This is a genomic window from Blautia sp. BIOML-A1 (genome assembly GCF_009883055.1).
Taxonomy (GTDB): domain Bacteria; phylum Bacillota; class Clostridia; order Lachnospirales; family Lachnospiraceae; genus Blautia_A.
The window spans coordinates 1-26,803 of the sequence record NZ_WWVR01000019.1; the positions used below are offsets into that span (position 1 = coordinate 1).

The following is a 26,803-nucleotide window of genomic DNA, read 5'->3' on the forward strand; positions in this document are numbered from 1 at the left end:
TGAGTCAAAATGCATTCCAAATCACCTTCGGTGATGGCATTTTGCCTTGTATGTCTCGGGATTTTGGCAAAAAACATGCCAAAACGCCTCGCGGAATACTACCTTCTGAATCGTTGCGTCAGTTCATAATAAAAAATATACTGCTGCATGATGCCACGAAGTCCATGGTATCGACGATTTGGAAATCCTCTTTTATAATGTTCCTCCAGAACCTGGCGGATATGTGTATCAATTGGAAAAGCATCCATATGGTGAAGTGCAAACAGACAGATACAGTCGGCTACCTTTTCGCCTACCCCGCTGAGTTTCATAAGTTCCTGTTTTGCTCTTCGGTAATACCGCATATTGTAAAGTTTTTCCAGAGAAATTTCTCCCTTCAGAATGCTCTGCGTAGTTTCCACCAGATATCTGGCGCGATATCCCATTCCAAGTGCACGAAGTTCCTCTTCTGTCGCAGTTCCCAGCTGCTGTGGAGTTGGAAAACTCCAGTATTCCATGCCATCCAAAGACACTTTCTTCTCACCGTACCGTTTACATAATCTGTCAATACATCCACGGATCCTGGTGATATTGTTCTGCTGCGAGATCAGAAATGTAATGATCATCTCCCAAAGATCCTGTCTGAGGATTCTGATCCCACTGCCACTCGCTGCCGCCGCACAGAGATAACGATCCCGCGGATTGATTTTTTCTATGTATCCCCCATAATCCGCATCCAGATCAAAATACGGGACCCAGTAACAGAGGAACTCCACGTCACTGCAATAAAAAGTTACGATCGTTCCTTCCTGTGTGAGCTTGAGATACTGGTCTCCCGCGATCAGTTCATATGTATTTTCTTCTGTCTCTCTCATTCGAAAACACTGTCCGGACTGACAGATTTCTTTCAGACTGAAATTATCCAGTTCTACAGTAATCATTTTCGCTCCAATTCCTCTCTACATCTGATGTCGAACTACCTTATATTCATCACCGGAGCGATAATACGGACATTCCTTGTATTCCGTGCTGATAAAACGATAATATTCATCCTCATCCAGATTCACATCACAGAAATAGCTCTCACTCTCTTCATCATATGCATAATTTGCACAATAATCACAACTTGTTGCTTTCATCGTATCCTCTTTCCTATTCCCATATCTTCCATGGTGCTTTTCCACTCTGCCAGAGTTCTTCCAGGAGATTTTTTTCACGGAGCGTATCCATGCACTGCCAGAAACCTCTGTGACGGTATGCATTCAGCTGTCCCATACGTGCCGCTTCTGCCAGCGGATATTTCTCAAACACAGTATCGTCTCCCTCGATAAGATCCATGATGGAAGGCTCCAGAACCATAAATCCTGCATTGATCCAGCCGCCATCCTCTTTTTTCTTCTCTTTAAAATTGGTGATCGTGCCATCATTTTCGATGTCAAGGATACCGAAACGACCTCCCGGCTGTGCCGCGGTGATCGTTGCCATCCTGCCATGAGAACGATGATATTTAAGAAGCTCCCGGATATTAATATCTGCCACGCCATCTCCATACGTCAGCATAAAAGTATCCCCATCGAGGTATTCCTTTACTCTCTTGATACGTCCTCCTGTCATAGTGTTCAGACCGGTATCCACCAGAGTCACCTTCCATGGCTCCAGGACATTATTATGTACGATCATCTTGTTTTCCTGTGTAAAATCAAAGGTAATATTACTGTTGTGAAGATAATAATCTGCAAACCATTCCTTGATCACATGCTGCTTATATCCACAGCAGATCACAAATTCATTAAATCCATATGCCGAATACATTTTCATGATATGCCAGAGAATCGGCTTCTCTCCGATCTCGATCATCGGCTTCGGTTTCAGATGGCTCTCCTCACTGATACGGGTTCCAAAACCACCTGCTAAAATCACAACTTTCATATTTATTCTCCAATCCATTTCCTTTTATCTGTTTTCATGTATGATCATTTTATTTTCTATTCTAATACAATCCCTGAAAAAAAGGAAGTGCTTATCGCTCATCAAAGAATGTGCCCGTATCTGTCCCGCGAAGTGTTTTGGCATAAACATGGAAAGCACCTCCTCACATCCTCGATCTAAGAGGATGCAAAGAGGTGCTCTTTATATCGTTACTGTTCACTCCTTTCGCAGTAACTTGGTCAAAATGCATTCCAAATCACCTTTGGTGATCATTTTGCTCTTGCAGCTTTCTTTGCTTCTTTTGCTGCTTTGTCTTCTGCCCACAGTTTATCTGCCACCGGAGCCCATTCTTCTGCATAATGTACGCACTTGCTGCAGAGATGTTCTGGTGTCTCCTCGGACTGAAGATCTGTAGAATGTGCACCGGATTCTTTTACGATGCGCTGCAGGATCTCCGGATTCTCCAGCATCGGACATGGACGGAGCATATTGTCATTAAACGGCTGGTTGTCATGGTAAGCCATGAACAGAGGCTGTTTCAGAATCTCAAGGATTGTATTCTCATGAATATTTCCATTGGAATAATGGATAAATACACAAGGCTCTGCGTCACCATTTGCATTGATATGGAAGTAGTTTCTTCCTCCTGCGATACATCCGCCTACAAATTCACCGTCATTCTGGAAATCCATGGTAAAAATTCCAGGGCCATGCTCCATATTACGGATCTCCCTTACACGGTTCTTCACATAAATTCTCTGTTCCGGATTCAGAAGCAGATCAACAGAAGCCTCATTTCCAACCGGCATATAGTGGAAATAGAGAGCATAACGACAGCCTTTTTCTACAAGCATATCGATAAATTCTTCGCTGGTAACGCTCTTGTAGTTTGCACTTGTATAGCAGATAGAAGTACCAAACACAAGACCATGTTCTTTCAGCAGATCCATCGCATGCATAACTTTGCCATAGACACCTTCTCCACGGCGAAGGTCATTAACCTCTGGTTCTCCTTCTACGCTCAGTGCAAGATACAGGTTTCCGACCTCCTGCATCTGTTTGCAGAGTGCTTCGTCGACAAGAGTACCATTGGTATATGCAAAGAATACACAGTCATTATGTTTCCTGCAAAGTTCAATGATATCTTTTTTTCTTACCATCGGTTCTCCACCGGTCATCATATAGAAATAAATACCAAGTTCTTTACCCTGTGTCACGATAGAATCCATATCGTCAAAAGAAAGATTCAGTTTATTGCCGTATTCTGCTGCCCAGCATCCTGTACAATGAAGATTACATGCACTGGTTGGATCCATCAGAATGATCCACGGAATATTACAGTTATGGATTTTTCTCATTTCACGGATTGTTTTGGTTCCATTATAGAAGGCTTCAAATCCAAGATTCATAAGTGTGGTTTTGAGCACATTCGGGTGAAGTTCTTTTACCATGGAAGTTATGTAACGGTTTAATGTATATTCCGGATTACAGGCAACCTTTCTGATATATTCCCAGTTCACATCTGTCTGCAGATCCTTCATGTTCTTTTCTGCAATATCAATAATCTTTTCATACGCCTCGTCAGGGTTTTTGTTTACCTGGCCAAGTGCATAATCTATAACTCCTGAAAAAATTTTCTTTGCTGCTGCATGTGTTATCTTATTCATTAGTATTTCCTCCTCTGTTTCATCTTCCTTATTACCTTATCTGTTTTTTCAGATCTGTATTCCTCAAAATGGAAGAAAACCCTCAGGTGTTTGTTATTTTTTTATCATCTTCATTATATTCATCAGCAGCTTCCTTTTTCAATGGACAAAAAGAGGTCAGTGGTAAATAATTTCACCACTGACCTCGTTACCTGATCTCTCTATAAGAAATGATTGTCTTTATTTCTTGCTGCGGTATGCTTCTGCTTCCCAGTGTGTAATGAAATATGTAATGTCATCTGTCATCTGCAGTGCTCCGCCAAAGCTCTCTGCATATACTGCAAGTTTGATGGCATCTTTGACCAGGAGCTGTGCTTTTGCAGCTTTTCCCTTGTCATCTTCCATAATAAAGCCGCCAACGCCCTGTACCAGAATGAGGCGTGGTTCTTTGTCATTCTCTTTCATAAATGCGTCCAGTGCTTCTTTTGCCTGATCGATATTCTCTACAAATAACGGATATGGTCCGCAGTACACAATATGATCCGGAGTAAATGGTTTCAGAAGCGGTGCTGCTGATGCTTTGTCCTTTACGAAATTGTCCATTTCTGCTGCCGGCACAACTTCTACAGCATGTCCCAGTAACTCGGAGAGCTGCTGTGCTGCCTGTTCTTTTTCAGGTGTGACAGCATCGCTCACATCAGCTGTTCTCTTTACCTGTTTCTCTAATTTATTGATAACACCGTCAAATAAAACGCCGATTTCCTCCACGGTATCTGCCGCAACAAAAATTCCGTGATTCTGAAGCAGAAGAACCTGAACATCTTTGCCGAATTCTTCTTTGTAAGCGTTCATTTTCTCGTAACAGATGCGTGCAAGTGTATATCCCGGTTTGCAGATATCGATCCAGAGAACATCTTTGCCCAGAAGTTCCTCGCAAAGTGCCTGTGCGCCCTTTCCGCAGGTCAGGCCGTTGACAAGAGTCGGGTGAACATGCAGTACATAAGTATAGGCAAATAAATTGTGGAGCAGTGCTTCTACGCTTGGACGTTTGGTCTTGTCATCGTCTGTCACCGCCGCCATGACATCAGCAAGGTATGCAGACTCACGTTCCACATCATTTGCCGGATATTCTGTTTTCATGATCTCATTCAGGCGCGCTCTGTCCATCTTGACAAAGCCTTCTGCCTTGATCGTGGCAAGCTGTGTGCCTGAGCCCTTAACATAAAGTGTTGTGTCATCCTTGACAGAAGTATTTCCCCCACCAGCCAGAACATAAGCCGGATTACTTCCATATGTATTGGACATTTTTACTAAAGTTGAAAGATCCATAATTGAAATTCCTCCCATTTTTATTATCTATTTAATTATAAGCACTTTGGAAGAGGAAAACAATCCTTTTCTTGCTTCTGGAAGGTTGATTTCTGTTTCACTCACTGTAGCTGTTACATTTTTTTATTTTATAGTTTCTTAATCTGCATAATGCAAATTATCAAACGTGGCTCTTTGGTCACCTGCATCCCAGCCTGCTACGCAAAGCCAGCCACCCTGTCCTGTTTCTCCCTGGACATAAACCCAGTTCTCGGAATCTGTATATGTGAAACATGCATTCTGTGGTTCCATCACAGTTTCTTCAGAATTTTCGTCCATATCCGAATATACGCTTATATCTTCCTTAAGATATACAAAATAATCCTCTGATTTTCCCGGATATGAAAAGTCCAAACTGTATTCATACATATTCTGAGGTACTTCTTCTATGAAACCGGAACCATTCACTGACCAGTTCGTTTGGATAGCCGCTGTCCCCATAATATTGCATCTGGTCTTTGTTTTTATCTCTCCATTGTCGACCTTCATGTTCTCCGGATTAGTAGCAATCTGTCCAATATTTTTCAGTGTATTACCATCATAGCTGAAAAATGTAGTCAATGGATCATCACTTGGTCCGTATTCATATACCATAACTAATATGTCTTTTCCATTCAGGCTGACTCCATACAGGTCTTCTTTTACATTTTCACCTTTATCTGACAGTGATTCTGAGCTAACAGTTAATGTATATGTATCCGGATATTCTATTTTGATCAACGTAAGATGAAGCCAGTCTTTATTTCCATCCTGATTCAGATCCAGCATACAGTCAGTTCCCAGTTCTACAATTTCTCCGTTCAGCATTTTTTTGACAGCTGCATCATCAATAACTGTATGACCATCTGCGGATCCTGCCGCAGTTCCGGTCGCAGTTCCCTCTCTTATTGAACTGAGCAGGTCTACATTGCTTTTTTCATAAGTATTAAAGACACTTTCCGAAAAGTCATCCGCACTTACAGTTCCGTTATACCAGCTTTTTGAATTGAAATAATTCTGCAGATCCGCTGCATCAAAAATTCTACCATGCCTTGCATATATCTCATTTATGGCAAGCCTGAGTTCATCCTGAGACAGATTCGAAAGCTCATCATATGTATACGCCCTGCTGTCACTGTCAGGCAGAATATAATCATTTTCCGCCGCATAAACCACATTACTTTCAGCTGCCACAACCGGGCTCACACTTAAAACAGATGCCGTTAATAATACTTTTAGTAAGGTCTTTTTCATTGTATTTCTCATATTCCTTTTCTCCCTCTCCTGAATAGACATGTTTAAGGTCTCTTCCGATAAGAAATAAATTTTGTTGTTATATTTTTGTGCGGATACGCACAATCCTGCACTTTCATCTCGGGAATTGAATTGCCAAGGATTCCCGCTTATTGTCCTAATCGAGCAAATGCTTCATTATCTTCTGCTACTATTTCACCATCCTCATTTTCCAAAATAAAATATCCTGAAAAATAATCATTACCATTTAACTCAACAATAATGCACCCATAAGTAAAATAAAAACATACTTTTTTTTCATCACTTTTCTCTCCTTTAACCCGTATTGATCTTACATTAACATCTTACAATAACCTATTTACATATTTGTTCCGTTTTTATTTCTGTATAATTTTCTGGTTATTTTGGGTTAATATTTATCAGACGAATGCTTTGATTTTTGCTTTTATTTACAACTTTACAAAATTCGTTGCAATATACCTATATGGGTAACCTAGGAGAAAACTATTAATCTATATCCAACTGTATTTTCTCATATCTTTTGAAGACAACATAGAGTCTCAAATGGAATCGTTCCACCAAACAAATCCAGTGCACTGCCCACTGTCACATCGAGCCTGCCTTTTCCGTGGACTTTCAGAAGTTCAATATCTTTCATGCTTCCCACACCTCCGGCATAGGTGATCGGGCATTTCTGGTATTCGGAAAGAAGGTCTGCAAGCTCTGTCTCAATACCGTTTGCTTTGCCTTCTACATCTACCGCATGAACCAGGAATTCATCGCAGTGGCTTCCAAGTTCTTCCATCACTTCAAGAGTAACCGGTACATCGGTGAATTTCTGCCAGCGGTCTGTGACAATGAAATACTGGTTATCTTTTTTGCGGCAGCTGAGATCAAGTACGAGATGTTCTTTCCCTGCTGCCTGCTCCATCTTTGCAAGATTTTCCCAGGAAAGTTTTCCATCTTTAAACACATAGGAAGTAACAATGACATGGCTTGCACCGGCATTCAGATAATCCTCTGCATTTTCCGGGCAGACACCGCCGCCGATCTGAAGCCCTCCTGGATATGCCTTGAGGGCATTGATTGCCTGATTCCTGGTGGCTTCGTAGTATTCAGAATCTTTTCCATTCAGAAGAATAACATGTCCACCTTTCAGTCCGGCGTTTTTGTATAATTCTGCATAAAAAGCTGCATCCTGTCCGGATACGAAGTTTTCTTTTGCCTGATCTCCGGCATCCTTAAGACTGCCGCCTACGATCTGTTTTACTTTTCCATTATGTATGTCGATGCATGGACGAAATTTCATAAACTGTTTCTCCTCTTTTTTGTTATTATGCTTCTCATACAGCCGAAAGCTACATCATATCTGCTTCCTGCAAAATTCATCAGCTGACCGAACTGATATAATAACTGGTACTGATACTGCGCGTACTGTATCCTGTGCGAATGACAACTGCCGGAGAATCTGTATCTTTTGTTCCGACAGCATGATCATTGATATTTCCTGTACTGAAATTCCATCTCTGCCCATCGCCCAGCGAGAATGTGTATCTTTTATAAGATGCATAACTGTATGGAGCAGAATTTGAAGCAGAATATGGGGTTGTAAACCAGGCAACAACGCCATTATCCAGTGTAAGTCTGTACTGATGACAATCACTCATTCCCTGTAAAGGCTCTCTTCCCCCGCATACGGGACACAAGAAACAATAATATCTGTACAGAGTCGTAGTCCTGACCTGACGATAGCTGTTACCATATGCCGGATCCAGTGACCAGTTACTCCACGAGCCATACTGTTTTCTCGATTTTACAGTTAGTTTTCTCGATACAGAGTAAGTTTTGTTATTATACTTTACACTGGCTGTAATGGTTGCCTGTCCGTTTTTTCTGGCTGTAATCACGCCACTATTATTTACCGTAGCCACATTTTTATTAGAACTTTTCCACGTAAGTTTCCCACTCTTAGAACACTTTACCTTCATTGTAAGCTTCTGAGAGCCGGTTCTGCTGCAGGAAACAACAAATGTTGGTCTTGTCTCCCTGGAATATTTCGTAGATGTTATTACAAATCCTCTGGAGTTTCGTGCAGGTTTTACTGTAAATACTACTTTTCCATCATAATATCCCGAAATATCCTTCACTCTTACTGTAATTGTGGCTCCTGCCTTTGTACGGACTGCTCGATAATATTTCGGTGTATGTGTATCCTGACACCACAGTTCTTTTAATAAATATTTTCCTTTTTTTACAGGCAGTTTTACACTTTTTACTTTGATTCCATAAACATCCTGTATATGTTTGTAAACGATATTTTTGGGAACCAGAATATCTGCATCTCCATATGATTCAAAACGTCGACGATTATATAAACTGCCATACTCAAAATCCCAGCGAACAATGTTTGGTAATTTCTTTTTCAGTTCTGACTGATTTTTGAACCCTGGTCGTGCTTGCCACGACATACTTTCAAACAATTTCTGCACATTTTTCTTCTTAAAAATATTCATGTTGATTGAAGAATTTTGGGATGCTGCCTGTGCTGTCACAGGTACAGCCGTAATGAACATAATTGAGACGAACAGTAAAACCATGCATTTTTTGACAATTTTTTTCATAGTATATTTTCTCTCCTTCCTTTGATACTTCCAGTATACAACAGTTGTTTTACATATTTGCTTTATATTTTCTCTGGAAGTTAATGAAAAGCCCCCGGATTCTGACAGATCCGGAGGCTTTTCATGATTCTGTTCAGGTTTTCCCTGAAAATATGATAATATGAATTTGTATTTTATGCAAGCATTTTCACTTTATCATGCTAAAGTAAACATTCTGTGACACTGTTCACAGTCTACTATTCCCTGAACCTGTTATCGTCCGTCTACTGCATTCTCGACAGCATCTCCTACATCTTCCACTGCATCGCCGACACCGTCTCCAAGATCTTTGACTCCATCTCCCAGTGCACCGGATACCGTTCCGTCGTTATTTTTTTTATCCTTTGTGTTATCCATATTATTTTCCTGAGTTTCACTGCTATCGTCCGTCACTGTGCCGCTATTTTCTTCCGTTTCCTCTGACACGGTATCTCCATTGTCTATAGCAGTATCATCCGCACCGGAATTTGTATCTGTATTGCTTCCATTTTCCTCATCATCCCGTGTATCGGTTTCGGTATTATCTGTCTTAGTGTTATCTTCTTTCTTGTCTTCTGTCACAGTTCCACTCTCATCTGCTTTATTGTTATTACTTCCGCAGGCAGTCAGCATTCCCAGAGCCATTACAAGCAATGTACCTGTCAGGATCCCTTTGGTTTTTTTCATTCTGTCATTCTCCTTTACCATGGATTTTATCTTGTGGTAATAATATGTACCAAAATCTAAAATCCTATTCTGGAAGAAGATGGAAAAATTTTATATAGAAGCCGAACCTTTTCATCATAAAAGGCATGTGCCGCGAAAGACACATGCCCATAAAATTTTAATCCTCTTTTACATAATTTGCACCGAGTTTTGCCGGTACATTAAACTGTTTTCTGCATACGGTCAGTATGATAACAAGAATATATGGCAATGCACTGAACAACTCACTTGGAACAGAGGAAGTTCCCATTGCACGGACAAAAATACCAAGTGCATCGGAAATACCAAAGATGACACCAAAGATCAGTGCCCCGACCGGGTTCCAGTTTCCAAGGAAACAGATACCAAATGCGATCCATCCACGTCCGCCGATAATCTCTGCATTGTACATACCTACATTACACAGTGGATAATAAGCACCTGCGATACCACCTAAACATCCCGCTATTGCCACTGCAAGAAAACGTGTACGTGTTACGTTAATGCCAGCCGCATCTGCTGCCTCCGGATTTTCACCACAGGATCTCATGGAAAGTCCAAGAGAAGTCTTGTAGATCACAAAGAACATGATCGGCACCAGAATATAGGTGAAATAAGTCACCAGATTCTGTGAAAAAATTGCCTGACCGATGATCGGAATTTTGCTCAGCAGAGGAATCTTTATGGTTTTGAGAATACTTACCTTAAGCGGCACCGTCTGAATACCAAAGATTACTCGATAAAAAAATGTACAGCATCCTGTTACAAGGATCGCAACTGCAGTTCCCATTACAATCTGATGCTGATGCATATAAATTGTCGTCACGCCATAAAGAAGTGCCACGATCAGTCCGCAGACCATCGCCAGCAGAAATCCGATCAGAAGATTTCCGGAAAGATAGGCTCCGATAAATCCTCCCCATGCACCAACGAGGAAAATACCCTCGATCGCTGTTACCATCATACCGGTGCGTTCTGCCAGAACCTCACCTAATGCGCCCAGAACAAGAGGCGTACTCATAAAAATAGCTCTTGTAATCAAATTCACAAAAATCTGCATACTCAAACCTCTCCTTTCTGGAGTTTCTGTTTCTTCATGCTTCTAATCTCAAGCTTCTTTCTTACAAAGAAAGACATCAGTACAAACAGCATGACGAAACCAAGCATTACGTCAATAACACTCGCCGGTGCATCTGTAGAATGTCCAAGTGCAGTACCTCCGACCTGAAGTGTACCAAACAGGAGTGCTGCAAAAATAACACCGATCGGATTTGCATTTGCCATAATCGCAATACCAATTCCATAGGAACCGATATCAGACTCCAGTCCGGTAAGAAGCATATGCTGCATACCATTGATCTCGGTAAAACCTGCAAGACCTGCAACTGCACCACTGATAAAGAACGCAAGCATACACTGCGTCTTCGGATTAATACCGGACATTGCCGCTGCATCCTGATTAAATCCCATGACACGAATGCGATATCCCATAGAAGTACGGTACAAAATGAACCAGATCACAATTGCCGCTATAACTGCAATTACAATACCCAGAGAAACCGAAGTTCCTTTGATGATTTTGGGAAGCCACGCAGAGTTATCAATATAATCTGTCTTAAGATATTCATGTTTGGACTCCTGAAGAACGGTTCTTAAAAGGAGCTGCATGACATAGGTAATAACATAGGTTGACATCATACTTACCAGGAACTCATTTGCATTGAATTTTGCTTTGAGAAAACCAATGATAAATCCTGTAAGACCTCCACCGATCATACTTGCAAGGCAGGCAGCGATCAGAACCACAGGTCCCGGAACCTTCGTCTGAAGCTGCAGGGTAACTGCAACCGCACAGATACATCCTACATAAAACTGCCCCTGTGCACCGATGTTATAAAGGTTTGCTTTATATGTAAAAGCAAATGCAAGGCTGGTAAGAATCAGAGGCGTTGTCTTTACCAGGATATTTCCCATGGAAAATTTATCTGCAAATGTTTCTGAAAGCATGATCTTCAGAGACTCGATCGGATTGACACCAAGCAGCGGCAAAAATGCGAAGCTGATCACCAGTCCGAGGATGATCGCCAGAACAGTCCACCAAAGAAACTCTGCTACTTTTTTCTGTTGTTTCATGATTCTGCACCTTCTTTCTCAGGCTGCACACCAGCCATCAGCAGTCCAATCTTCTCCGTTGTAAGCTCACCGTTTTTAAAAATTCCCATGATCTTTCCTTTATAAAGAACTGCAATCCTGTCGGAGAGTGCAAAGATCTCTGAGAGTTCTGTTGAGACAAGAAGAACCGCTTTTCCTTTATCTCTCTCACCAAGAATTGTTTTGTGAACATAGTTGATCGCACCAAGATCAAGTCCACGGGTTGGCTGGTCAAAAATGATCAGTTTGTCGCCCATATCAACTTCCCTGGCTACAACCATTTTCTGCTGATTTCCACCAGAGAGACTTCCCGCCGTAACCGTGTGATCCGGTGCTTTGATCGCGTACTGTTTGATACTGTCTTCTGTGTAACGGTGAAGTGCTGACCAGCGGATCAGTCCATGATTGACCCATTTGTTCAGATAGCTGGATTTGAGAAGCATGTTTTCGGACATAGACATCTCTGCAACCATTCCATAACGATAACGGTCAGCTGCCGCATATCCCATACCAAGTTTAATCCTGTCTTTGACAGACTCGTTTGTGACATCCTCTCCGTCCAGCTCGATCTTTCCGGATGTAATCGGGATTCCTCCATAAATTGCCTCACAGAGTTCCTGCTGTCCATTGTCGGAAACTCCGGCAAATCCAAGAACCTCTCCCTCGTGGATCTCAAAATTGATATCTTCCAAAAGCGGGGTATGATCCTTCGGTTTAATGCTTAAATCTTTGACCGCAAGGCGTACTCTGCGATTACTCATATCTTCCGTTCCCGGCTTTTCCAGTGTTTCCAGTTCACGACCAATCATCATATGTGCCAGTTCAGCCTCTGAGGTATCTGTTTTCTTTACAGTTCCACAAATGCTTCCGTTTCTCATAACTACGATCGTATCTGAGACTGCCATAACCTCTCGCATCTTATGTGTAATAAATACTACAGAGTTGCCCTGCTCAACATAACGGCGGACAAATTCCATCAGAGTGTCTATCTCCTGAGGTGTAAGCACAGCAGTAGGTTCATCCATGATCAGGACTCTGGCATTCAGATAAAGTGCCTTTAAAATCTCAACCTTCTGCTGAGTTCCTACGGAAAGATTCTTTACATACTCTCCTGCCGGTACCTGAAATCCGTACTTTTCTGCAAGTGCCTGGATTTCTTTTTCTTTTTTCTTAATATCCAGTTTTCCCTTACAGTTTCCAAGAATGATATTCTCTGTGACTGTATGAGCCGGAACCAGTGAAAAATGCTGCTGAATCATGGAAATACCGGCATCCATTGCTTCTTTTGGTGTTGCTATCTTACGTTCTTTGCCATCGATCCATATCTCTCCTGATGTTGCATGATACAGACCATACAAAATCTTCATGATCGTACTCTTGCCGGCCCCATTCTCACCCAGAAGAGCTACAACTTCGCCCTTATGGATCGTAATGGAAACATCGTCATTGGCTAATACCTTGGCAAAACGCTTGGTGATATGTTTTAATTCTATAACAGGCTCGTTCATGATTTCGCCAACTCCTCTCCTTACAAATTTGACAGTGCCTTTCGGCACTGTCAATTCGTAAACGCATATTCTCTTCATCAACTGTTTTTATTCGTAACTGCTCACAGTAACTTTTATTCTGCTTCGGAGAAATACTGGGTGAAATCGATCTTGCCATCTGTAATATCCTGTACTGCCTGATCAACTGCACTCTTGCACTCATCTGTAACTGCGTCTGTATAGATTGGCTCAAATACGCCCTCTGCTACACCAACTTCCTGAGCACCTTTCAGTTCACCAGAAGCGATTCCTTTAACGATCCACGGATAAACATTTGACCAGTTCATGTTTACGGATGCTACAACACAATCGCTCTCATCGTTTTTGTTTGCTGCAAATGCAACGAATTTTGCACCTTTTTCTTCTGCTGACTGAACAGCACCAGATGCACCTTCATTTGAATAGCAGAAAACAGTATCTGCGCCATTGTCGATCATCTGATCTGTCATGGATTTTGTTACAGAAACGTCTGTCCATGTATTCAGGAAAGATCTGTTTGCTTCTGCTCCTTCGATACCTCTTTCTTCTGCAACTGCCTTGGCAGCACCTTCATAGGTATCAAGAAGTTTTACCATTGCTGCATTGGATTCTCCACCTTCTGTAGCAAATTTACCATTCTCTGTAGTGTATCCTGCGATGATACCTGCAAGATAAGAGCCTTCATATTCTTTCGGGAATACAGGAACCATGTTGTCAGAATCACTTGCAGTTCCGTTAATAACAGTATATACAGTCTCCGGATACTGAGGTGCTACTGCTGCACTTGCCTCATCAAACTGGCTTCCTGCTGCCATTACCAGATCATAGCCTTTCTCACCATATTCTGTAAAAGTGGACTCGAATTCTTCTACCGGAACAGATTCAACAACCTCAATGGAGGTTCCGAGTTCTTCGTCACATTCCTTTGCACCTGCATTGTTACTTGCATTCCAGCTCTGGTCATCAATGCTTCCCGGAAGGATAAGAACAATCTTCATTCCTGCATAATCCGGATCATCTGCCATTACCGGTACTGTCATAGTTGCTGTGGCCAGTACACCACAAAGTGCCGCTGCTGCTAATGCTTTTTTCATATTGAATTTCCTCCTTTTTCCACGGTCTCCCTGCCGTGTATTACTTTGTGTAACTTTTTTGTCTTTTGTTTAACGTACGATTATTGATGTAGTTACTATATCACAAAAATTTTAAGAGTTCAATAATCTTTTTGTACAATTAGTCTAATGATTTTTTGGTTACTTTTTTATTTTTGGATATTTTTTACAGGCCTGTTCAGTCAAAGGAAAAAATCGATATCTGTTCTGGCAGATCCATACAAAAAAGGCGTAAACACCTTTTGATGTTTACGCCCTTGTAAATTCGGTTGTTCTTTGATTGATGAAGTCATCATAGCACAACTTTTTTTTGATTGCAAGAACTTTTTTTAGTCTTTTGTATATCACAAAAACATATTGACGTTATTTATCCCTCGATCACATCAGCCATATCATACCGTCCTGCCGGTTTCCCTGCGAGGAACTTGGCTGCTTCCACGGCACCTTTGCCAAACACAGCCTTGGAATATGCTGTGTGCTTAAATTCAATCACTTCATCCGGACCGGCAAAGATTACTTCGTGGTCTCCTACGATCGTTCCGCCGCGAACTGCAGAGATACCGATTTCCTTATCATCACGCATCTCTCGCTTCTGGCTTCTGTCATAGACATAGTGATACTGATTATCCATAGCTTCGTTGAGACTGTCTGCAAGTGCCAGAGCAGTACCGCTCGGTGCATCCAGTTTCAGGCGATGATGACGTTCTACGATCTCCATGTCAAATCCTGCGGTTGCCAGAACTTTGGCAGCTTCCTGGATCAGTTTGAGAAGAGTGTTGATTCCAAGAGACATGTTTGCAGATTTAAGGACAGGAATCTTCTTTGCCGTCTCCTCTACTTTGGCAAGCTGTTCTTCGGAAAGTCCTGTTGTGCAAAGTACAACCGGAAGATTGCGCTCTACGCAGAAATCCAGCAGTGCATCTGCTGCCTTGGCTGAAGAAAAGTCGATCACTACATCTGCTTCTGTCTGACATGCCTTAATATCTGTAAATACCGGATATGTGGTGTTTCCCTTGTCTGAGATATCAATTCCGGCAACGATCTCTGCCTCCGCATCCTTCGCAGCCAGATCAGAGATTACCTGACCCATATGTCCACAGCATCCGTGCATAATAATTTTTACCATAGTTGTGTTTTCCTCCGGAGTTTCTTATGCAAGTTTGATTCCAAAATCTTTCATTGCTTTGATCAGTGTTTCCTTGTTTGCTTCTTCCATCTCGCAAAGCGGCATACGAAGCGGTCCTACGTTCATTCCCATAAGGTTCAGAGCAGTCTTGACCGGGATTGGGTTTACTTCGCAGAAGAGTGCATTGATCAGCGGGATTGCATCGATCTGGATCTTGGCAGCTCCCTTGGTGTCTCCCTCAAGGAATTTCATTACCATATCATGAGTTTCCTTCGGTGCAACGTTGGAAAGAACGGAAATAACACCCAGTCCACCAAGAGAAAGAATCGGAAGAACCTGGTCATCGTTTCCGGAATACAGTTCCAGATCTTCACCTGCCAGAGAAACTGTCTTGGCGATCTGAGAAAGATCACCGCTTGCAGCCTTAAGACCTACAATATTCTTAACATTCTTAACAAGGGCAGCAACTGTTGCCGGCTGGAGATTACATCCTGTACGGCTTGGAACATTGTACATGATGATCGGTGTCTCCGGTACTGCGTTTGCTACAGCAGTATAGTGAGCAATAAGGCCTTTCTGAGTTGCCTTATTATAATAAGGAGTTACTATCAGCAGAGCGTCTGCCCCGTAAGATGCAGCTTCCTTAGACATCATGATCGCAGTCTCTGTGCAGTTGGAACCTGTTCCTGCGATAACCGGAACACGTTTGTTTACTTTATCAATTGCAAATTTAATCGTCTTGAGATGCTCTCCATGTGTCATAGTTGCAGACTCACCTGTAGTACCGCAGATAATGATCGCATCTGTACTGTTGGCAATCTGATACTCGAGCAGTTCTTCAAGTTTATCGTAGTTCACCTTTCCGTCTTCATACATAGGGGTAACGATCGCTACACCTGCACCTTTAAAAATTGCCATTTGAACTCCTCCTTTATTCTTCTGTAATTTTATCTTATTCCTTCATGATCTGCTGAGTGAATCTCCTCTGTGTTCAGTGTTGTGACTGTGTCCACATAAGGTCTCAGCTCATCCGGGAAATTCCATCCCGTCATCACTATATGCATGGACTCGTCCTTCTGCTTCAGAATGTCAGCAATGACATCTGCAGTAACAATTCCGCAGTCCAAAAGTCCCAGAATCTCATCCAGCAACAGGAAATCACATTCCTGAGTCACCACAACCTTACGGGCAAAGTTCAGTCCGTTAAGGATATTGGATTTCTCCTCTGCCTTCTCTTCCTCTGTCAGCTGGTCATAACAGCAGTCTCTCTTTTCAAAACGGAAGATCTTAAAATCCAGATTGTCCATCTCCTCCAGGAAATCCAGAGAACGCTTCTCACATCCTTTCAGAAACTGGATCACAATCACACTCCTGCCCTGAACGGCTTCACGGATACTCTGTCCGATTGCAAGCGCAGTCTTGCCCTTTCCGTTTCCACAGTATACTTCTGTTAATTCTCTTTCCATAACTACTTCCTCTTAACGTTAGTAAAACTAATCCTTGCATTAATGGTTTTATCTTACCTCAGTTCAGGCAAAAAAGCAAGCTGTATCTGCCGGGTGTTTCCTGATACCATCTCTCGGGGATATCACCTGTGAACAGTTACACTGCTGCTTAGCTAATCCACATATTCCAGCTTACTCACGGATACTTCATAAGCAATACGCTTTTCGGACTGATTTTCACTGATACGTTTCACATACTCCCTGCTTTGGATTCTTCCCCAAAGAAGCACATGCCCTCCCACTGCAAATGCCGAAGCGTATCTTGCATTCCTGCCCCAGCAGATACATGGTATGTAGTCTGATTTTCCATAAGGCCTATTCACTGCCAGAAGGATATCCGCGATTTCTCTTCCAAGAGGAGTCTTTCGATAAACCGGAGGTTTACAGATAAATCCATCCATAAAGATCTGATTGACCGGAGTATTTTCTTCATCCTCTTCCACAAATCTTACTTCACGTGCAAAAACAGAAAGTACCAGTCGATTATGTTTCTCTTCATGGCGATTATAAGAACGAAACTGGCCATGAATCTCGATATATTCCCCTGTGTAGTCCTGCGTGACATCGATCAGACGCTCAGACACCATAACCGGGATTCTGTCCTCCGAATCACTGAGTCGTCTGACAATAAGTTCCATTGTATAAAAGCCCTCACCAAATACCTGGTGGCTAAAAGTAAAGCCTGTATCAATTTTTCCCATGATCGATACCTGATTATTTTCAATGATTTTGTCTGCCATAAATAAGTTCTCCTTCCTCTTTGGGTATTTTGTTTTTTATAGAACTATGAATATGAAGTCCCACGAAGATTTAGAACCATTTTTAAAAAAAATTTTATTAACACCTTGTAATCTGCGAAAAATGTGGTAAACTGAAATGTCGTATTATGAAAAAAACACATTAATATAGAAGAAAAAAGAAAGGATTTCGATTTTTATGAATATCAAACGCGAAGATGTACGCAACGTAGCCATTATCGCCCATGTCGATCACGGCAAAACCACACTGGTGGATCAGCTTCTGAAGCAGAGCGGTGTATTCCGTGAAAACCAGGAAGTTCAGGAACGTGTCATGGACTCCAATGACATTGAGCGTGAGCGCGGAATTACTATTTTGTCCAAGAACACTGCTGTCCACTACAAAGGAGTAAAAATCAACATCATCGATACCCCAGGCCATGCAGACTTCGGTGGCGAGGTAGAGCGTGTACTGAAGATGGTCGATGGCGTTATTCTTCTGGTAGATGCTTTTGAAGGTGCCATGCCTCAGACTAAATTCGTTCTGAAAAAGGCTCTTGAACTGGATCTGCATGTTATTGTCTGCATCAACAAGATCGACCGTCCGGAAGCACGTCCGGATGAGGTTATCGATGAAGTTCTCGAACTCCTTATGGATCTTGAGGCTTCTGATGAGCAGCTTGACTGCCCGTTCCTGTATGCTTCTGCAAAAGCAGGTCATGCAGTTCTGGATCTTGCAGATACACCAGAGAATATGGCTCCGCTGTTTGAGACAATCCTGAAATATATCCCGGCTCCGGAGGGTGATCCGGATGCTGATACCCAGGTTCTTATCAGCACCATCGACTACAATGAATATGTAGGACGTATTGGTGTAGGTAAAGTAGAGAATGGTAAGATCGCAGTAAACCAGGAACTTACCCTTCTGAACCATCATGACCTTGACAAACGCAAGAAAGTCAAAATCAGCAAACTCTATGAATTTGACGGCCTGAATAAGATTGAAGTTAAGGAATCATCTGTAGGCTCTATTGTTGCAATCTCCGGTATTGAAGATATCCATATCGGTGATACCCTCTGCGGCGGTGACAATCCGGAAGCAATTCCGTTCCAGAAGATTTCTGAACCTACACTTTCCATGAACTTCCTTGTAAACGACAGCCCACTTGCAGGACAGGAAGGTAAATTTATCACTTCACGTCATCTGCGTGACCGCCTGTACCGTGAACTCAACACAGATGTCAGCCTTCGTGTAGAAGATACAGAAACTACTGAGTGCTTCAAGGTTTCCGGACGTGGTGAACTTCATCTGTCTGTCCTTATTGAGAATATGCGCCGTGAAGGTTATGAATTCGCAGTAAGTAAGCCGGAAGTTCTGTATCACACAGACGAACGCGGCAAGAAACTCGAGCCGATGGAAATCGCTTACGTTGATGTTCCGGAAGAATTCTCAGGTACTGTTATCCAGAAGCTGAGCGAACGTAAAGGTGAGCTTCAGGGAATGAGCACAGCCAGCGATGGTTCTGTTCGTCTGGAATTCCACATCCCGTCCCGTGGACTGATCGGTTTCCGTGGAGAGTTCCTTACTTCCACCAAGGGTACCGGTATTCTGAATACCACCTTCGACGGATATGCTCCGTACAAGGGAGATTTCCAGTACCGTAAACAGGGCTCCCTGATCGCATTCGAATCAGGTGAGGCTGTTGCATACGGTCTGTTCTCCGCACAGGATCGTGGAACACTTTTTGTCGGACCTGGCGAAAAAGTATACAGCGGTATGGTTATCGGACAGAATGGTAAAGCTGAGGACATCGAACTGAATGTCTGCAAGACCAAACATCTGACCAACACACGTTCTTCTTCCGCTGATGAAGCTCTGAAACTGACCCCGCCAAGAATCCTCAGCCTGGAGCAGGCAATCGAGTTTATCGATCAGGATGAGCTTCTTGAGGTTACACCATCAAGCCTTCGTATCCGTAAGAGAATTCTCGACCCTAGAGAAAGAAAACGTGCTGCATTCCGTAAACAGTAAAAACAAACAAGTCTGCTTTAGACAAAAAACGTGCGCTGTCAATGCGCACGTTTTTTATGTCATATTATCGATCTGAATGTTGCTTCCACTTCTTCTGAAGCTTAACCTTCGCTTCAAGAAATTTTTCTCTGGAAAGCTTCGACTCGGAAGGTTTCTCCTTCGGTTGTTCAGGCTTGTGGAAATAATTATCATACGCTTCCCGCATCTCCCCTTGATGATTCTTCTGGAGACCTCTGTTCGTCAGCTTCCTGATGATATCATAAATCACTCCAAAAAGCGGAACTGCGATAACCATTCCCACAATTCCCCATAATCCGCCAAATAGAAGAATGGAGAATAATACCCAGAAACTGGAAACACCTGTTGTATTTCCAAGGATCTTCGGTCCAATGATATTTCCGTCCACCTGCTGAAGGATCACAATAAAGATAACGAAATACAGTGCCTGCCATGGATTATCAAGAAGAAGCAGCAGGGTACATGGAATCGCACCGATAAAAGGTCCGAAAAACGGTATGATATTCGTCACACCGATCACTACACTGATAAAAGCAGCCGACTCAAATCCCATCAAGGTCGTACCTGCAAAGCAGATCACACCGATAATCGCAGAGTCAATGATCTTTCCAACAAAGAAACCATTGAACATCTTATCTGTATAACGAAATTCTTCCTCAATGATAGCCGCCCACTTATTTGGAAAAATACCATACAGAAGCAGCCTTGCCTGTGCACCAAACAGTTTCCTGCTGGCAAGAAGATAAACGGCGATCAAAAATCCAAGAAACATGTTCTTGAACACACTGAACACCTCGATCAGCTGTACTGTGATATTATTAATAATTCCCTGGATCGTCTGCATCATGCTGGAATTTGCATTCAGGACATCATTCAGTCCACTCTCGATCTGTGAAGCGAAATGATTAAAATATGCCCGGATCTGCGGCTGGTCCTGCAGTATCTGATCAATCATACGGTTACAATACGCGAGTCTCTCCGGAAGAATACGGATAATCTTGACCGTACTGTCCCATACCTGCGGCAGGATCAGAAGAATCAATAAGACTACGATCGTCACAGCAGAAATCACTGCTATCGCGATAGACAGGAATTTCAATCCCTTTTTCTGTTTCTCAGTTGCATTTGGAAACCACTTCAGGAATCTGTCATCCATGCGATTGCACATTGGTGCAAGAATATAGGCAATCAACGCACCATACAGGAACGGTTTCAGGATGTTAAAAATTCCTCTGATTCCTGCTGCGATATTCTGACTCTGGTTCAGAATATACATAATTGCGAAGCCAAACGCCAGGACTGACGCACCTGTGATTCCAAGTTTTACATATTTTGTGTTTTCATTCTGTTTCAATAGTCATGCCCCCTGAAGCTGTCTTTTCTGTATCACATATCTGTGATTTTCTGTTTGTCTGTAACTGTTCTGTCTTTTCACAGACAGATTTATTTGTAACCGTTCACAGGTAAACTGAGTGAGCAGTAACATTTATTTTACTCATCTTGTTGCAGTACATTGTAACATCCACATTCTTGATTTGCAACACACAGATTTCCTGTTTTGCTTCTTAAGTTTCTTATGGAGTAAAAAAACAACTGCCCCGGTATCACATTCCTGTAATACCGGGGCAGCCGCCGTTTATAATAAATTTTCTATGGAAGAAAATGTACTTGTTTCTTATTTACCATAGTATGCTTTCAGATAAATCTCTTTCAGCTCTGCGATGAGTGGGTATCTCGGATTTGCACCAGTACACTGGTCGTTGAATGCCTGTTCGCTCATCTCATCAAGAGTCTCAAGGAAGTATTTCTCATCTACATTGTAGTCTTTGATAGTAGGTTTGATCTCGATGATCTTCTTGAGTTCTTCCAGTTTCTCCAGAAGTTTCTCAAATACTTCTTTGTCATCTTTTCCTGTCAGTCCTACGAAACGACCAATCTCTGCATAACGAGCCAGAGTCTTCGGATACTGATACTGCGGGAAAGTACCCATCTTTGTCGGAACTTCTGCTGCATTATAACGCATAACATCTGTGAGTACCAGAGCATTTGCAATTCCGTGTGGAATATGGTGGAAAGCACCCAGTTTGTGTGCAAGGGAGTGGTTTACTCCGAGGAATGCATTTGCGAATGCCATACCAGCCATGCAGGAAGCATTTGCCATATGATCTCTTGCTTCTACATCATTTCCATTTCTGTATGCTCTTGGCAGATAGTCAAATACCAGTTTGATCGCACGGAGTGCAAGACCGTCTGTGTAGTCAGATGCCATCATGGATACATATGCTTCGATCGCATGTGTCATAACGTCGATACCGGAAGCACTTGTCAGGCCTTTTGGTGCACTCATCATGTTGTCTGTATCTACGATCGCCATATCCGGAAGCAGTTCATAGTCTGCCAGAGGCCATTTAATTCCTGTCTCTTTATCTGTGATGATCGCGAACGGTGTTACCTCAGAACCTGTACCAGAAGATGTAGGTACGGCGATGAAGTAAGCTTTTTTACCCATTTTCGGGAATGTATAGATTCTCTTACGGATATCCATGAAGTCCATTGCCATATCATCGAAGTCTGCATCCGGGTTTTCATAAAGAACCCACATGATCTTACCGGCATCCATTGCGGAACCACCACCCATTGCAATGATGCAGTCCGGCTCAAATGCACGCATTGCTGCTGCACCTGCTCTTGCACTTGCCAGAGACGGATCTGGTTCTACATCAGAGAAGCATGTATGAACGATTCCCATTTCATCCAGTTTGTCTTCGATTTTCTTTGTATATCCATTCTTATAAAGGAAAGAGTCAGTTACGATGAAGCAGCGTTTTTTGCCCATTACGTTTTTCAGCTCATCAAGAGCAACCGGCAGGCAACCTTTTTTAAAGTAAACTTTTTCCGGGGTTCTCATCCAGAGCATGTTCTCTCTCCTCTCAGCAACAGTCTTAATATTGATCAGGTGTTTTACACCAACGTTTTCAGATACAGAGTTTCCACCCCAGGAACCGCATCCAAGTGTCAGAGACGGAGCAAGTTTGAAGTTGTAGAGGTCTCCAATACCACCCTGAGAAGATGGAGTATTGATAAGAATACGGCAGGTCTTCATTGCTGCTGCATGTTTTGCCATTTTTTCTTTCTCATTTACATTGATGTAAAGAGAAGCTGTATGTCCGTATCCGCCATCAGCTACAAGCTGTTCTGCTTTTGCGATTGCTTCGTCAAAGGTTTTTGCCTTGTACATTGCAAGTACAGGAGAAAGTTTCTCATGTGCAAACTCTTCACTGATATCTACAGATTCAACTTCACCGATCAGGATCTTTGTTTCAGCCGGGACAGTAACTCCTGCCATCTCAGCGATGGTTGCTGCTTTCTGTCCAACGATCTTGGCATTCAGTGCACCATTGATCAGGATTGTTTTTCTTACTTTCTCGATCTCATCTTCTTTAAGGAAGTAGCATCCTCTGTACTGGAACTCTGCTTTTACTGCTTCGTATACGCCCTCCAGAACAGTTACAGACTGCTCAGAAGCACAGATCATACCATTGTCGAATGTCTTGGAATGAATGATGGAGTTTACTGCAAGACGAACGTCTGCTGTCTCATCAATGATAACCGGTGTATTTCCGGCTCCAACACCAAGTGCCGGTTTTCCGGAGGAGTATGCAGCCTTAACCATTCCAGGACCACCTGTTGCAAGGATGATGTCAGCTTCTTTCATTACAAGGTTTGTCAGTTCAAGGCTTGGTACATCGATCCATCCGATGATGCCTTCCGGAGCACCTGCTTTAACTGCCGCTTCCAGAACAACCTTTGCAGCCTCAATAGTACTTCCTTTTGCACGTGGATGTGGGCTGATGATAATCGCGTTTCTTGTTTTTAATGCGATCAGAGTTTTGAAGATTGCTGTGGAAGTCGGGTTTGTTGTCGGGATAACTGCTGCAATCAGACCGATCGGCTCTGCGATTTTCTTGATTCCATAAACCGAATCTTCTTCCACTACACCACATGTCTTTGTGTTTTTGTATGCGTTGTAGATATATTCAGATGCATAATGATTTTTGATAACTTTATCTTCTACGATACCCATTCCTGTTTCTTCAACAGCTGCTTTGGCAAGCGGGATACGTGCTTTATCTGCTGCAGTTGCTGCTGCTTTGAAAATCTTATCAACCTGCTCCTGTGTATAGGTAGCAAAAATTTTCTGAGCTTCTTTCATTGCGGCAATCTTAGCTTCAAGTGCCTCTGGAGTATCGATAATTGCAGGGATGTTATTTTCTTTCTTTGCCATTTCTGAAATCCTCCTGTTTTTCTTTTTCGTCTTAATAGTGTAGTGTGTTGGTTGTGTGTGTTAACGAATTATCGTTAATTATTTATCAATCTTGCTGATGAGGTTATTATATGTGATTGTTAATCATTTGTCAATATACTTTATTCATCTAAATCAATCCCACATAATCCCTCTTTTTTCGATTTTTTATGCATTTTATTCAAGTGATTTCGGGGTGCTTTTGTACATTATTATCATATAATTTAAAATTTAGATTTTTTCATTCACTTTCTTTTGAAATATTTTATATTTTTTCTGTTTTTCTATATACTTTTTTGTTTATTTTGTATATAATAATATATTATGCCGTTTCGTTAATACAGCAAAAATACTCACTGTTTTTCCAGACAAACTCTCAGCCTCCCAAGTATATCCCACAATCTTTCGCAACTGTCCGCGAGTCATTCCCCAAAAGTTCAAAAAATAAGATTATTTATAACTATTCAGAAGGTAGTATCCCGCGAGGCGTTTTGGCATGTTTTTTGCCAAAATCCCGAGATATACAAGGCAAAATGCCATCACCGAAGGTGATTTGAAATGCATTTTGACTCGTAACTGTGAGGGTACTGAACAGTTACGATTATTTGTCATATTTCTATTATGCCCCACATAAATTAAAAGATGAGAGATCTTTACTTTCTTTTAACACAATCAATCTACAAATTTATTATTGAAGGAGTATTCTAATGGGAAGCGGCAATGCAGTACGAGTAACAGAACCAGAAACATTCACATTGATACAATTAGAGGAAGAAAGACAGAAATTGAAAAAGAAAGAACTTTTAAAGAATATGCTGACTGACAGTGAGTTCAGCATCAAAGGACAATGTGCCATCAATCTTATGATGACCAAGATAGATATCATCAATACCTTTCTGCTTATGCACTATGGGAGAAACTTTATCCAGATGAAAATCGGACGACTCAAAAGCTATGACAGCGTATGCAAAAAAATGCAGAAAAAGGGGCTGGATCTGACTTTTTCCAATGCTCTAGACAAGATCAACGACCTGATCGGTGTCCGAGCGGTCTGTGCCTATATAGATGATATCTATAAAGTAGCTGACCTTCTCCAAAAGCAGCAGGATATCCGTGTCATCAAAATCAAAGATTATATCAGACAGCCCAAGAAGTCCGGCTATCAGAGTCTCCATCTGATTCTGGAAATTGCAATTCCATTTCAGGAAGAAAACCAGTGGATCAAGCTGGAGCTACAGCTTCGGACAGCTGCCATGGATTACTGGGCTAATCTTGATCATCATCTTCGCTATAAAAGAGATCAGAAACAGGCAGCTCCTATCAACGAGGAACTGCAGCAATGTGCCTCCATGATCAGCCAGCTGGATCACCGGATGCTGGAAATCCGTAAGAAAATTGATAAAATCTGATATCATGATCCGGCATCCCTGATGCCTCTCTGATATGCAATATAAACATATACAGGAGCTCCTGCCCCGTACTTCTGCGAGTGGATCTCCTGTTTTTGGGTTCAAAAATCGGCAAACTTTGTTTATTATTTCACAATAAAAGAAGCCGCGCAATGCGGCTTCTCGGTACTTTAAAGAATATTCTTTTGCTCTATGCAAGTCCATACTCTGCTGCCAGCTTCCGAAATTCCGGAAGGGAATTACAGATTGTCTCATAAGAGACGCAGTATGCCAGTCTCACATATCCCGGGCAAGCAAAGGAGCTTCCCGGAACCATAAGGATGTTATATTTCTTACCGGCCTCACAGAACTGTTTCTCATCTGCGATCGGAGATTTCACAAATAAATAAAAAGCTCCCTGTGGTTTGATACACTCAAAACCACATTCTATCAACCCGTTGTAAAGTGTCAGACGATTTCTGTCATAGGCAGCCACATCCACCTCTGCATCTACACATTTCTGGATCACCTTCTGCATCAGAGACGGAGCGTTGACACTTCCAAGTATACGATTTGCAATCGCTGCTGCTGTAATAACTGTTGCACTGTCTTCCAGTTCATCTGGAATGACCAGATAACCAATACGCTCTCCCGGTAAAGAGAGTGATTTACTGTAGGAATATCCCACAACAGTATTCCTGTAATATTTTGTCAGATATGGAACCTCCACTCCATCATAAGCCAACTCTCTGTATGGTTCATCAGAAATCAGATAAATCACAGAGCCAAACTCCTGCTGTTTTTTCTCAAGGATCGCAGACAGTTCTTTGATCGTATCCTCGGAATAAACAACACCTGTAGGATTATGTGGTGTATTCACGATCACTGCACGGGTATTCGCGGTAATCTTCTCTTCCAGTTCATTTAAGTTTGGCTGAAAAGTCTCTGTATTCGGGGAGATTTCCACAAGCTGGCCGTCATAATTACGTACATATGCACCATATTCCAGAAAATACGGTGCAAAAACGATCACTTCTTCTCCAGGATTCAGGATTGTCTTGAGGATCACATTCAGCCCACTGGCCGCACCAACGGTCATAATCAGATTATGTGCAGAAAAACTGGTTCCAAAACGACGGTTCAGAGACTGTGCAATTGTTTCTCTGACATCTTCAAACCCGGCATTGCTCATATAACCGTGAAGAACTGTCGGTTCTTCGTTGTTTGCAAGGTCAATGATTGCCTCTCTCACACAGTCCGGTGCCGGAACGCTCGGATTTCCCAGGCTGAAATCATATACCTTATCCGCACCGTACTTTGCACGGAGACGGTTTCCTTCCTCAAACATCATACGAATTGCTGAGTTATTCTGTACAAAAGGTTTCATTTTTTCTGCTATCATAATA

At 42.2% G+C, this 26,803-nt stretch carries 22 protein-coding genes; 2 read left to right on the forward strand and 20 right to left on the reverse strand.

All coding sequences use genetic code 11. From position 1 onward, the window contains the following. Positions 1 to 98: 98 nt before the first annotated feature. The 17 genes from GT674_RS09785 to GT674_RS09865 all read right to left on the reverse strand — a co-directional run bounded on the left by GT674_RS09785 (position 99) and on the right by GT674_RS09865 (position 17,659). The gene (locus GT674_RS09785; RefSeq protein WP_161285518.1) at positions 99 to 920 is read right to left on the reverse strand and encodes a DNA-3-methyladenine glycosylase family protein; all 822 of its coding nucleotides are present in this window, start codon (positions 918 to 920) and stop codon (positions 99 to 101) included. A gap of 18 nt (positions 921 to 938) precedes the next feature. Then, positions 939 to 1,118: a DUF6472 family protein gene (locus GT674_RS09790; protein WP_161285519.1), complete on the reverse strand. Its 180-nt coding sequence runs from the start codon at positions 1,116 to 1,118 to the stop codon at positions 939 to 941. Between the two features lie 13 nt (positions 1,119 to 1,131). Continuing rightward, positions 1,132 to 1,908 carry a glucose-1-phosphate cytidylyltransferase gene (rfbF, locus tag GT674_RS09795; RefSeq protein ID WP_161285520.1) on the reverse strand — a complete coding sequence of 259 codons (777 nt, stop codon included), beginning with the start codon at positions 1,906 to 1,908 and terminating at the stop codon, positions 1,132 to 1,134. Positions 1,909 to 2,177: 269 nt separating this feature from the next. Beyond that, positions 2,178 to 3,575: a radical SAM protein gene (locus GT674_RS09800; RefSeq protein ID WP_161285521.1), complete on the reverse strand. Its 1,398-nt coding sequence runs from the start codon at positions 3,573 to 3,575 to the stop codon at positions 2,178 to 2,180. Positions 3,576 to 3,794: 219 nt separating this feature from the next. Continuing rightward, positions 3,795 to 4,883, reverse strand: coding sequence for a class II aldolase/adducin family protein (locus GT674_RS09805; protein WP_161285522.1), 1,089 nt, complete (start codon positions 4,881 to 4,883; stop codon positions 3,795 to 3,797). Between the two features lie 138 nt (positions 4,884 to 5,021). After that, positions 5,022 to 6,167: a YARHG domain-containing protein gene (locus tag GT674_RS09810; RefSeq protein ID WP_161285523.1), complete on the reverse strand. Its 1,146-nt coding sequence runs from the start codon at positions 6,165 to 6,167 to the stop codon at positions 5,022 to 5,024. Positions 6,168 to 6,687: 520 nt separating this feature from the next. Beyond that, positions 6,688 to 7,464 (reverse strand): phosphoribosylformimino-5-aminoimidazole carboxamide ribotide isomerase, encoded by a 777-nt coding sequence (hisA, locus tag GT674_RS09815; RefSeq protein WP_161285524.1) that lies wholly within the window; start codon positions 7,462 to 7,464, stop codon positions 6,688 to 6,690. 79 nt (positions 7,465 to 7,543) lie between these two features. Then, positions 7,544 to 8,776: an Ig-like domain-containing protein gene (locus GT674_RS09820; RefSeq protein WP_161285525.1), complete on the reverse strand. Its 1,233-nt coding sequence runs from the start codon at positions 8,774 to 8,776 to the stop codon at positions 7,544 to 7,546. Positions 8,777 to 9,028: 252 nt separating this feature from the next. Further along, a complete protein-coding gene (locus GT674_RS09825) occupies positions 9,029 to 9,481 on the reverse strand; it encodes a hypothetical protein (protein ID WP_161285526.1) in 453 nt (150 codons plus the stop codon). 157 nt (positions 9,482 to 9,638) lie between these two features. After that, the gene (locus GT674_RS09830) at positions 9,639 to 10,559 is read right to left on the reverse strand and encodes an ABC transporter permease (protein ID WP_161285527.1); all 921 of its coding nucleotides are present in this window, start codon (positions 10,557 to 10,559) and stop codon (positions 9,639 to 9,641) included. Between the two features lie 2 nt (positions 10,560 to 10,561). Further along, positions 10,562 to 11,632, reverse strand: a complete 1,071-nt coding sequence (locus tag GT674_RS09835) for an ABC transporter permease (protein WP_161285528.1) — start codon at positions 11,630 to 11,632, stop codon at positions 10,562 to 10,564. Continuing rightward, complete coding sequence (locus GT674_RS09840; RefSeq protein ID WP_192926009.1) at positions 11,629 to 13,158, reverse strand: ABC transporter ATP-binding protein; 1,530 nt, start codon at positions 13,156 to 13,158, stop codon at positions 11,629 to 11,631. The genes GT674_RS09835 and GT674_RS09840 overlap by 4 nt, the downstream gene beginning before the upstream one ends. Before the next feature lie 113 nt (positions 13,159 to 13,271). Beyond that, entirely contained in the window at positions 13,272 to 14,270 is a 999-nt protein-coding gene (locus tag GT674_RS09845; RefSeq protein ID WP_161285529.1) for a BMP family protein, read from the reverse strand. A gap of 385 nt (positions 14,271 to 14,655) precedes the next feature. Continuing rightward, complete coding sequence (gene dapB / locus GT674_RS09850; RefSeq protein WP_161285530.1) at positions 14,656 to 15,414, reverse strand: 4-hydroxy-tetrahydrodipicolinate reductase; 759 nt, start codon at positions 15,412 to 15,414, stop codon at positions 14,656 to 14,658. A gap of 24 nt (positions 15,415 to 15,438) precedes the next feature. Continuing rightward, entirely contained in the window at positions 15,439 to 16,332 is an 894-nt protein-coding gene (gene dapA / locus GT674_RS09855; protein WP_161285531.1) for a 4-hydroxy-tetrahydrodipicolinate synthase, read from the reverse strand. Between the two features lie 29 nt (positions 16,333 to 16,361). After that, positions 16,362 to 16,880 carry a cob(I)yrinic acid a,c-diamide adenosyltransferase gene (locus tag GT674_RS09860; RefSeq protein WP_161285532.1) on the reverse strand — a complete coding sequence of 173 codons (519 nt, stop codon included), beginning with the start codon at positions 16,878 to 16,880 and terminating at the stop codon, positions 16,362 to 16,364. Between the two features lie 152 nt (positions 16,881 to 17,032). After that, positions 17,033 to 17,659 (reverse strand): single-stranded DNA-binding protein, encoded by a 627-nt coding sequence (locus tag GT674_RS09865; protein WP_161285533.1) that lies wholly within the window; start codon positions 17,657 to 17,659, stop codon positions 17,033 to 17,035. A 196-nt stretch (positions 17,660 to 17,855) separates the two neighbouring features. Here GT674_RS09865 and typA point away from each other — a divergent pair, with 196 nt between their 5' ends. Further along, positions 17,856 to 19,688 carry a translational GTPase TypA gene (typA, locus tag GT674_RS09870; protein ID WP_161285534.1) on the forward strand — a complete coding sequence of 611 codons (1,833 nt, stop codon included), beginning with the start codon at positions 17,856 to 17,858 and terminating at the stop codon, positions 19,686 to 19,688. 64 nt (positions 19,689 to 19,752) lie between these two features. On the opposite strand, the gene GT674_RS09875 is transcribed toward typA, so the two are convergent. Together GT674_RS09875 and adhE are read right to left on the reverse strand one after the other, a co-directional pair. Beyond that, on the reverse strand, positions 19,753 to 21,060 hold the full coding sequence (locus tag GT674_RS09875) for an AI-2E family transporter (RefSeq protein ID WP_243149096.1): 1,308 nt from the start codon (positions 21,058 to 21,060) through the stop codon (positions 19,753 to 19,755). A 321-nt stretch (positions 21,061 to 21,381) separates the two neighbouring features. Further along, positions 21,382 to 23,991, reverse strand: coding sequence for a bifunctional acetaldehyde-CoA/alcohol dehydrogenase (adhE, locus tag GT674_RS09880; RefSeq protein WP_161285535.1), 2,610 nt, complete (start codon positions 23,989 to 23,991; stop codon positions 21,382 to 21,384). Between the two features lie 725 nt (positions 23,992 to 24,716). On the opposite strand from adhE, the gene GT674_RS09885 reads away from it, so the two are divergent. Beyond that, positions 24,717 to 25,418 carry a GTP pyrophosphokinase gene (locus GT674_RS09885; RefSeq protein ID WP_161285536.1) on the forward strand — a complete coding sequence of 234 codons (702 nt, stop codon included), beginning with the start codon at positions 24,717 to 24,719 and terminating at the stop codon, positions 25,416 to 25,418. A 190-nt stretch (positions 25,419 to 25,608) separates the two neighbouring features. On the opposite strand, the gene GT674_RS09890 is transcribed toward GT674_RS09885, so the two are convergent. Further along, complete coding sequence (locus GT674_RS09890) at positions 25,609 to 26,799, reverse strand: pyridoxal phosphate-dependent aminotransferase (protein WP_161285537.1); 1,191 nt, start codon at positions 26,797 to 26,799, stop codon at positions 25,609 to 25,611. Between the last annotated feature and the right edge of the window lie 4 nt (positions 26,800 to 26,803).